The organism is Streptomyces sp. AcH 505, from assembly GCF_000818175.1.
Taxonomy (GTDB): domain Bacteria; phylum Actinomycetota; class Actinomycetes; order Streptomycetales; family Streptomycetaceae; genus Streptomyces.
Genome location: NZ_JTIY01000001.1, coordinates 3719178 through 3727380, shown reverse-complemented (window position 1 = coordinate 3727380; position 8203 = coordinate 3719178). Strand labels below are relative to the sequence as shown.

The 8203-nt window shown below is 68.9% G+C and carries 7 protein-coding genes and 1 pseudogene; 7 read left to right on the top strand and 1 reads right to left on the bottom strand.

Going from position 1 to position 8203, the window contains the following annotated elements:
- Positions 1-235: 235 nt before the first annotated feature.
- Positions 236-772 (bottom strand): HNH endonuclease, encoded by a 537-nt coding sequence (locus tag HY68_RS17020; RefSeq protein WP_041989686.1) that lies wholly within the window; start codon positions 770-772, stop codon positions 236-238.
- A 258-nt stretch (positions 773-1030) separates the two neighbouring features.
- Here HY68_RS17020 and HY68_RS17015 point away from each other — a divergent pair, with 258 nt between their 5' ends.
- The 7 genes and pseudogenes from HY68_RS17015 to HY68_RS42045 form a co-directional block, all read left to right on the top strand.
- On the top strand, positions 1031-2047 hold the full coding sequence (locus tag HY68_RS17015; RefSeq protein ID WP_078863649.1) for a mechanosensitive ion channel family protein: 1017 nt from the start codon (positions 1031-1033) through the stop codon (positions 2045-2047).
- 249 nt (positions 2048-2296) lie between these two features.
- Entirely contained in the window at positions 2297-3415 is a 1119-nt protein-coding gene (locus HY68_RS17010; RefSeq protein ID WP_078863945.1) for an ROK family transcriptional regulator, read from the top strand.
- Positions 3416-3555: 140 nt separating this feature from the next.
- Positions 3556-4899 carry an ABC transporter substrate-binding protein gene (locus HY68_RS17005; RefSeq protein WP_041989678.1) on the top strand — a complete coding sequence of 448 codons (1344 nt, stop codon included), beginning with the start codon at positions 3556-3558 and terminating at the stop codon, positions 4897-4899.
- Between the two features lie 17 nt (positions 4900-4916).
- Positions 4917-5909 carry a sugar ABC transporter permease gene (locus HY68_RS17000; protein WP_041989675.1) on the top strand — a complete coding sequence of 331 codons (993 nt, stop codon included), beginning with the start codon at positions 4917-4919 and terminating at the stop codon, positions 5907-5909.
- Between the two features lies 1 nt (position 5910).
- Complete coding sequence (locus tag HY68_RS16995) at positions 5911-6813, top strand: carbohydrate ABC transporter permease (protein WP_041989672.1); 903 nt, start codon at positions 5911-5913, stop codon at positions 6811-6813.
- A gap of 5 nt (positions 6814-6818) precedes the next feature.
- Positions 6819-8084, top strand: coding sequence for a 6-phospho-beta-glucosidase (locus tag HY68_RS16990; RefSeq protein WP_041989670.1), 1266 nt, complete (start codon positions 6819-6821; stop codon positions 8082-8084).
- Positions 8075-8203 (top strand): annotated as a pseudogene (locus HY68_RS42045) (ATPase); the annotation flags it as partial. The gene HY68_RS16990 and the pseudogene HY68_RS42045, both read left to right, overlap by 10 nt.

The following is an 8203-nucleotide window of genomic DNA, read 5'->3' as shown; positions in this document are numbered from 1 at the left end:
ACGACCCCGGAACGACACCCGGCAACAACCGCAACCAGCACCCGCACCACGGACCCGCACCCAGGGCACCGCACCCCGCCGGACGGCGACACCGCGCAGGACACGCCCCCGGAACGGCCCCCGGCAACCACCGCACGCACACGCCGCGGCAACCGTACGGCCGGGCGCGCGAAAGCCGTGCCCGGCGCCCCGCTGACGTGGGGTTTTGTGCCGGGCACGACAAAGGCCCGGATCCTCAGGCTGAAACGCCGTCGATCCGGGCCATCGCGTCCTGCGCGCCGTACGGTTGCAGGTACGGCATCCAGCGCGGGTCCCTGTGTCCGGTCCCGATGATCCGCCAGGCGAGTCCGGACGGCGGGGCCGGCTGTTGGTGGAGTCTCCACCCCAGCTCCCGCAGATGCCGGTCCGCCTTGACGTGGTTGCAGCGGCGGCAGGCGGCCACCACGTTGTCCCACACGTGCTGTCCGCCGCGACTGCGCGGAATGACGTGGTCGACGCTGGTTGCGACGCCACCGCAGTACATGCAGCGACCGCCGTCTCGGGCGAAGAGCGCACGGCGCGTGAGCGGCACGGGACCCCGGTAGGGGACCCGCACGAAGCGCTTGAGCCGTACGACGCTGGGTGCTGGCATGACACGGGAAGCGCTGTGCATGAAGGCGCCGGACTCTTCCAGAGAGACTGCCTTGTTCTCCAGGACGAGGACGAGCGCGCGGCGGAGCGGTACGACGCCGAGCGGCTCGTACGACGCGTTGAGGACCAGGACATGCGGCACGGATGCCTCCTATTACGCCGGCGGCGCGTGGCTCGCGCCGGGACGATCTGCTCTCAGTCTCTCCTCATGCCTGGTCGAAACGCCACCACGACCAGGTAACGGGCTCGGAGTGTTTTCGACCACAGCACGCCGCGGCGGCCCCCGCATCCGGTGCGCGGGAGCGCGTGAGCCCGGTCTCTCCACCGCTGTGAGCGGGGAGCGGGCCGCACGGCGCCGTTAGTCTGGTTGGCCTGTCCGGCAAGCCTGGAGGTTCTGCTCGTGTTCTGGTCCGCCCCGCCGGCCCCTGCCCCGTCGTCGCGCCCCGTCACGATCGGCGAGGCGACGGAACGGGCGACCGACGCGGCGAGCTGGGTCGGTGAGAACTGGTCCACCTGGCTGAGCATCTGCCTGCGGATCCTGCTGATCCTGGTGATAGCGCTGGTGCTGCGCCATCTGATCCGGCGGGCGCTGACCCGGCTGATAGCCCGGATGAACCGCAGCGTGCAGGCGGTCGAGGGCACGGCGCTCGGCGGGCTGCTGGTCAACGCCGAGCGGCGCAGACAGCGCTCGGAGGCGATCGGCTCGGTACTCCGTTCGGTGGCCTCGTTCCTGATTCTCGGCACGGCCGCGCTGATGGCGCTGGGCGCGCTGAACATCAATCTGGCCCCGCTGCTGGCCTCCGCGGGGGTCGCGGGTGTGGCGCTCGGTTTCGGGGCGCGCAATCTCGTCACGGACTTCCTGTCCGGCGTCTTCATGATCCTGGAGGACCAGTACGGCGTCGGGGACACCATCGACGCGGGGGTCGCCTCGGGCGAGGTGATCGAGGTCGGGCTGCGTGTGACGAAGCTGCGCGGCGACGGCGGCGAGATCTGGTACGTGCGCAACGGCGAGGTGAAGCGGATCGGCAACCTGAGCCAGGGCTGGGCCACGGCGGGGGTCGATGTCGTCGTGCGCCCCACGGAGGACCTGGAGCAGGTGCGTACGGTCGTCACCGCGGTCGCCGAGCAGATGGCCAAGGACGACCCGTGGAACGAGCGGCTGTGGGGCCCGGTGCAGGTGCTCGGCCTGGACTCCGTCCTGATGGACTCGATGACGATCCGGCTCGCGGCGAAAACGATGCCGGGCCAGGCGCTCGGTGTGGAGCGCGAACTGCGCTGGCGGGTGAAGCGAGCCCTGGACGCCGCGGAGATCCGGATGCTCGGCGCCGAGCCGGCGCCGCAGGAGGCCGAGGCGGAGGACCGGGCGGCCGGCACCGCGCCGCCGTCCTCCCTCGCCAACCCGCCGTCCGCCCCGTAACGGCACCGTTTCGGCGGTCATCCTCCGCCGCGTACGAAACCGCCCCGGAGGTAACGCTTTGGTTGCCTCGGGGAAGACGCTGCTCGTCGGGTATTGACGCGTCGCTTACACGCGGCCTACTTTCCTCGGAACCGGAATAGGAAACTTTCCTAACAATGTGGTCGGGAGAGCCGGGAAGCCGAGGGACAGGTGTACGCCGTGAGCGGGACAGCCACACCGTCGCCGGGTACGCCGAGCGTGCTGCGGGCCATGAACGACCGCACGGCGCTCGACCTGCTGATCGCGCACGGTCCGCTGACCCGGACCCGGATCGGTGAGCTGACCGGCCTCTCCAAGCCGACCGCCTCCCAGCTGCTGACCCGGCTGGAGACGGCCGGCCTGGTCCGTACGACGGGCAGCCAGAGCGGCCGTCCCGGACCCAACGCGGTGCTCTACGAGATCCGTCCCGACGCCGCCCATGTCGCGGCGCTGGCCGTCGGGCACACCGGCATCAGCGCCCGGGTCTCCGACATAACCGGCGCCGTCGTCGGCGAAAGCCGGGTCGAGGCCGAGGCGGTCGCCGACGACGTACGGGGCCGGACGGCCCAGCTCGTCGCCGAGGCCGTCGACGGCGCGCTCGGCCAGGCGGGTCTCGACCACGGCGATCTGCACTGCGTGGTCATAGGCACGCCCGGCGCGATAGACCCGCACACGGGCGAGCTGCGCTACGCACCGCATCTGCCGGGCTGGCAGTCGCGGACCCTGCTGGGCGACCTCGCCGATGTGCTCGGCACCCCGGTCGTCATCGAGAACGACGTCAATCTCGCGGCGATAGCCGAGCAGCACGAGGGCGCGGCGCAGGACTACGACGACTTCGTGCTCGCCTGGGTCGACCGGGGTGTCGGCGCGGCGATCGTACTGGGCGGCACCCTGCTGCGCGGCGCGACCGGCGGCGCGGGCGAGATCGGCTACATGCCGCTGCCGGGCGCTCCGCTGGCCCGTGGCGGCGACGAGAAGTGGGCGGCGGACGACGCGGGCGGCGGCTTCCAGAGCCAGGTCGCCAGCGCGGCCGTACGGAATCTGGCCGGCGGCCTGCCGCTGGCCGAGGCGCTGGCCGACGAGTCCGTACGGGCGGAGGTCGCCCACCGGCTGGCCACCGGGCTCGCCGCCGTGGTGGCCGTCGTCGACCCCGAACTGGTCGTCCTGTCCGGCTCGGTGGCCGAGGCGGGCGGCGAGGCGCTGCGGGAGCGGGTCGAGGCCGAGCTGACGGGTCTCGCCCTGCCCAGACCGCTGCTGCGGATCAGCGACATCACCGGTGACCCGATCCTGACCGGGGCGTTGCGCATCGCGCTCTCCCAGGCGCGCGACGCGGTCTTCGACACCACCTGAACCACCCCTCCGAACCGCCGACAGCACCCGCACCCCCAACATCGGCCCCCTACACCCCACTTAAGCGTTTTGTCATCATTACTCCCCCTCCCTCGTCCTCCCCCTCCTCCGTCCCCCTTCTTCTGCAAAGGAAGTCCGACATGGCGCGATGGCGTATACGCACTTGCGTGCCCGTGGCGCTCGGTGCGGCCGCGGCCCTGCTGCTCTCGGGATGTGCCAATCCGAGCACCGGCAGCAACACCGACGATCCGACCAAACCGGTCACGCTGAAGTTCTGGCACGGCTGGTCGGCGCCCAGCGAGGTCAAGGCGATCAACGAGAACATCGCCAACTTCGAGAAGCTGCATCCGAACATCAAGGTCGTCTCGACCGGCAACGTCAGCGACGAGACGATCAACCAGGCGCTGCGCGCCGGCGGCGGCGACGCCCCGGACGTGGTCACGTCGTTCACCACCAACAACGTCGGCCAGTACTGCTCGTCCGGCATGTGGGCGGATCTCGACCCGTTCCTGAAGAAGTCCGGGATCGACAAGACGAAGACGTTCCCGCAGACCCTGCTGGACTACACCCAGTACCAGGGCGTGCAGTGCGCCATGCCGCTGCTCGCCGACGCGTTCGGCATGTACTACAACAAGGACGCCTTCGACGCGGCGGGCATCACCCGGCCGCCGCACACCATGTCGGAGATGAAGGCCGACGCGGTCAAGCTGACCGAGAAGAACAAGGACGGATCGCTCAAGCGCGCCGGCTTCATGCCGAACTTCCAGCTCTACCAGAACAGCCCGGACCGGATGTTCGCGCAGTGGGGACCGGAGTACTTCAACAAGGACGGCAAGGCCCAGCTCGCCGACGAGCCGAAGACCAAGGCGTTCTTCGACACCATGAAGTCCCTCTCGGACGCGCAGGGCGGCTACGGCGCGATGGAGAAGCTGCGCGCCACCTTCGGTGAGGAGATGTCGTCCCAGAACGGCTTCCTGACCGGCAAGCTCGCCATGCACCTCGACGGTGAGTGGCGCGGGCTGATGCTCAAGGACGCCAAGGCGAAGTTCACGTGGGGCGTGGCACCGCTCCCGGTCCCCGACGACCAGGCCGACACCTACGGGCGCGGCTATCTGACGGGCACCGTCGCCGGTATCTCGCACAGCAGCAAGCATCAGAACGCCGCCTGGGAACTGATGAAGTACCTGACGATCGACACCGGTTCCGTGGTGCACTTCGCCAACGCGATCCACAACGTGCCCTCCACCTTCGCCGCGCTCAAGTCGCCGACGCTGGACCAGGACCCGACGTTCCAGGAATTCATCAAGATCGCGCAGAACCCGCACAGCGAGGCGATCCCGCCGTCCAACAACGGCGGCCAGTACATCAACTCGTTCGGTGACTTCTCGCAGTCCGTCGAGGCGGGCAGGACGAAGAATCTGCACTCGGCCCTGACGAAACTCGACGACCAGATCGACGCCGACAACGTCCAGTCGGAAAACTGAGGAGCCGGGTCATGGCAATGTCACTCTCCACCTCGGCGAAGGCAGCCGAGCCCGCCGCCGCGAAGTCACCGGGCAACAGCCCGCTGCGGCGCAAGCAGAATCGCAGCCGGCTGCGCACCCTGGGTTTTCTCTCGCCCTGGCTGATCGGCTTCTCGGTCTTCTTCGGATATCCGCTGATCGCGACCGTCTACTTCTCGTTCATGCACTACAACCAGATCAAGTCGCCGACCTTCGTGGGCCTGCGCAACTGGAAGTACGTGCTCGACCAGATGCCGCTGTTCGGTCCCGCGCTGTGGAACACGATGTGGCTCGTCGTGGTGATGGTCGCGCTGCGCGTGGTCTTCGGCCTCGGCGTCGGCATGCTCGTCACGAAGATCAAGACGGGGGTCGGGCTGTTCCGTACGGCCTTCTACATCCCCTACCTGGCCCCTCCGGTGGCCGCGACCGTCGCCTTCGTCTTCCTGCTCAACCCGTCGACGGGCCCGGTCAACAAGATCCTCGGCTGGGTCGGTCTGCACGGCCCGAACTGGTTCAACGACCCCAACTGGTCGAAGCCCTCGCTCGTCCTGCTCTCGCTGTGGGGCATCGGCGACCTGATGGTCATCTTCATGGCCTCGCTGCTCGACGTCCCCAAGGACCAGTACGAGGCCGCCGACCTGGACGGCGCGGGCTCCGTCGCCAAGTTCCGCTACATCACCTGGCCGGCCATCACGCCGATCGTGCTGTTCGCCGTCGTCACCGGTGTCGTCCAGACGATGCAGTACTACACACAGGCCCTGGTCGCGGGGAAGCTCGCCTCCGGTGTCTCGATCGGGCCCGGCACGGTGATCCAGCCCGGCTACCCGGACCACTCCACGCTGACCGTCCCGCAGCTCATCTACTCGCTGGGCTTCCAGAACTTCAACACCGGCGCGGCCTGCGTGCTCTCGCTCGTGCTCTTCGCCATCGCCATGGCCGTCACCCTTCTGCTGATGCGCAAGAGCGTCGGCCTCATCCCGGCGGAGGACTGAGATGACCACCACGACCCTGAACCCACCGGCGGCCGTCCCGCAGACCCGCCCCTCGGGACCCGACACCGCGCGCTTCCGCCGCAAGCGCGCCCTGAACTGGATCGCCGTGCACGCCCTGGCGATCGCGATGGCCCTGTTCTTCGTCCTGCCGTTCGTCTTCGTCTTCCTCACCTCGGTGATGAGCGACGGGCAGGCGCTGAGCGGCGATCTGTGGCCGACGTCCTGGCACTGGTCGAACTACTCGACGGTGTTCCACACCCCGGGCTTCCTGACCTGGTGGCGCAACTCGCTGATGTACGCGGTGCTCGGCACGGTCTTCACCGTCTGTTCGTCCGTGCCCGTCGCCTACGCGCTCGCCAAGTTCCGCTTCCGCGGCCGCCGGACGGCCATGGTGCTCGTCATCTCGACGATGATGCTGCCGCCCCAGGTCATCATCATCCCGATGTACCTGGTCTGGTCGCAGCAGTTCCACCTGTCGGGCTCGCTGTGGCCGCTGATCATCCCGATGGCGTTCGGTGACGCGTACTCCATCTTCCTGCTGCGGCAGTTCCTGCTGACCATCCCCAACGAGTACATCGAGTCGGCGAAGGTCGACGGCTGCGGCGAGTTCCGCACACTGCTGAAGATCGTCGTGCCGATGGCCAAGCCCGGCATCGCGGCCGTCGCCCTCTTCCAGTTCTTCTACTGCTGGAACGACTACTTCGGGCCGCAGATCTACGCGGCCCAGAACCCCGGCGCGTGGACCCTGAGCTACGGCCTGGAATCATTCAAAAGCGCGCACAGCGTGAACTGGAATCTGACGATGGCCGCGACCCTGCTGGTCATGGCCCCGGTCGTCATCGTCTTCTTCTTCGCGCAAAAGGCCTTCGTAGAAGGCGTCACCCTCACCGGAGTAAAGGGCTGAGAACCATGAAGCTCGCAGTTGTAGGCGGCGGATCGACCTACACACCTGAACTGATAGACGGATTCGCGAGGCTGCGAGACACCCTGCCCATCGAGGAACTCGTCCTGGTCGACCCGGCGGCCGACCGGCTCGACCTGGTCGGGGGTCTCGCCCGGCGGATCTTCGCCAAGCTCGGCCACCCCGGCCGGATCACCACCACGTCCGACCTCGACGCGGGTGTCGAGGGCGCCGACGCCGTGCTGCTCCAGCTCCGCGTCGGCGGCCAGGCGGCCCGCAACCAGGACGAGACATGGCCGCTGGAGTGCGGCTGCGTCGGCCAGGAGACGACGGGCGCCGGCGGTCTCGCCAAGGCGCTGCGCACGGTCCCGGTCGTCCTGGACATCGCGGAGCGGGTCCGGCGTACCAACCCGGACGCCTGGATCATCGACTTCACCAACCCGGTGGGGATCGTGACGCGCGCGCTGCTCCAGGCCGGACACAAGGCCGTCGGCCTGTGCAACGTCGCGATCGGCTTCCAGCGCAAGTTCGCCGACCGGCTCGGGGTCACCCCGTCCGAGGTGTACCTGGAGCATGTCGGCCTCAACCACCTGACGTGGGAGCGGGGCGTACGGATCGGCGGCCCGGACGGCGAGGACATGCTGCCCAAGCTGCTCGCCGAGTTCGGCGACGAGATCGCGGCCGACCTGCACATGCCCCGTCCGGTGCTGGACCGGCTCGGCGTCGTGCCCTCGTACTACCTGCGCTACTACTACGCGCACGACGAGGTCGTCAGGGAGCTGCGGACCAAGCCCTCGCGCGCCTCCGAGGTGGCCGAGATGGAGAAGCAGCTGCTGGCGATGTACGGGGACCCGGCGCTGGACGAGAAGCCCGCGCTGCTCGCCAAGCGCGGCGGTGCCTACTACTCGGAGGCGGCCGTCGACCTGGCGGCCTCGCTGCTGCGCGGCGGCGGCAGCCCGATCCAGGTCGTCAACACGCTCAACAACGGCACCCTGCCGTTCCTCGCGGACGACGCGGTGATCGAGGTGCAGGCACGGGTCGGTACGGACGGCGCGACGCCGCTCGCCGTGCCGAAGCTCGACCCGCTGTACGCGGGGCTCATCGCCAACGTGACCGCGTACGAGGACCTGGCGCTGCGGACGGCGCTGAACGGCAGCCGCGACGCGGTGTTCAAGACCCTGCTGGCGCACCCGCTGGTCGGCCAGTACGAGTATGCCGAGAAGCTCACCGACGAGCTGATCGCGCACAACCGGGAGCACCTCGCGTGGGCGTGAGCACTGCCGGCCAGGCGGCGGGACGCGCGAGCGTCCTGGCCGTCGACGCCGGGAACAGCAAGACCGATGTGGCCGTGATCGGCGCCGACGGCTCGGTGCTCGGCACCGGCCGCGGCGGC

Coding starts and splice junctions, on each gene's coding strand:
- HY68_RS17010 (WP_078863945.1), top strand. CDS start 2,297: ATGAACGACCGCACGGCGCTCGACCTGCTGATCGCGCACGGTCCGCTG.
- HY68_RS17005 (WP_041989678.1), top strand. CDS start 3,556: ATGGCGCGATGGCGTATACGCACTTGCGTGCCCGTGGCGCTCGGTGCG.
- HY68_RS17000 (WP_041989675.1), top strand. CDS start 4,917: ATGTCACTCTCCACCTCGGCGAAGGCAGCCGAGCCCGCCGCCGCGAAG.
- HY68_RS16995 (WP_041989672.1), top strand. CDS start 5,911: ATGACCACCACGACCCTGAACCCACCGGCGGCCGTCCCGCAGACCCGC.
- HY68_RS16990 (WP_041989670.1), top strand. CDS start 6,819: ATGAAGCTCGCAGTTGTAGGCGGCGGATCGACCTACACACCTGAACTG.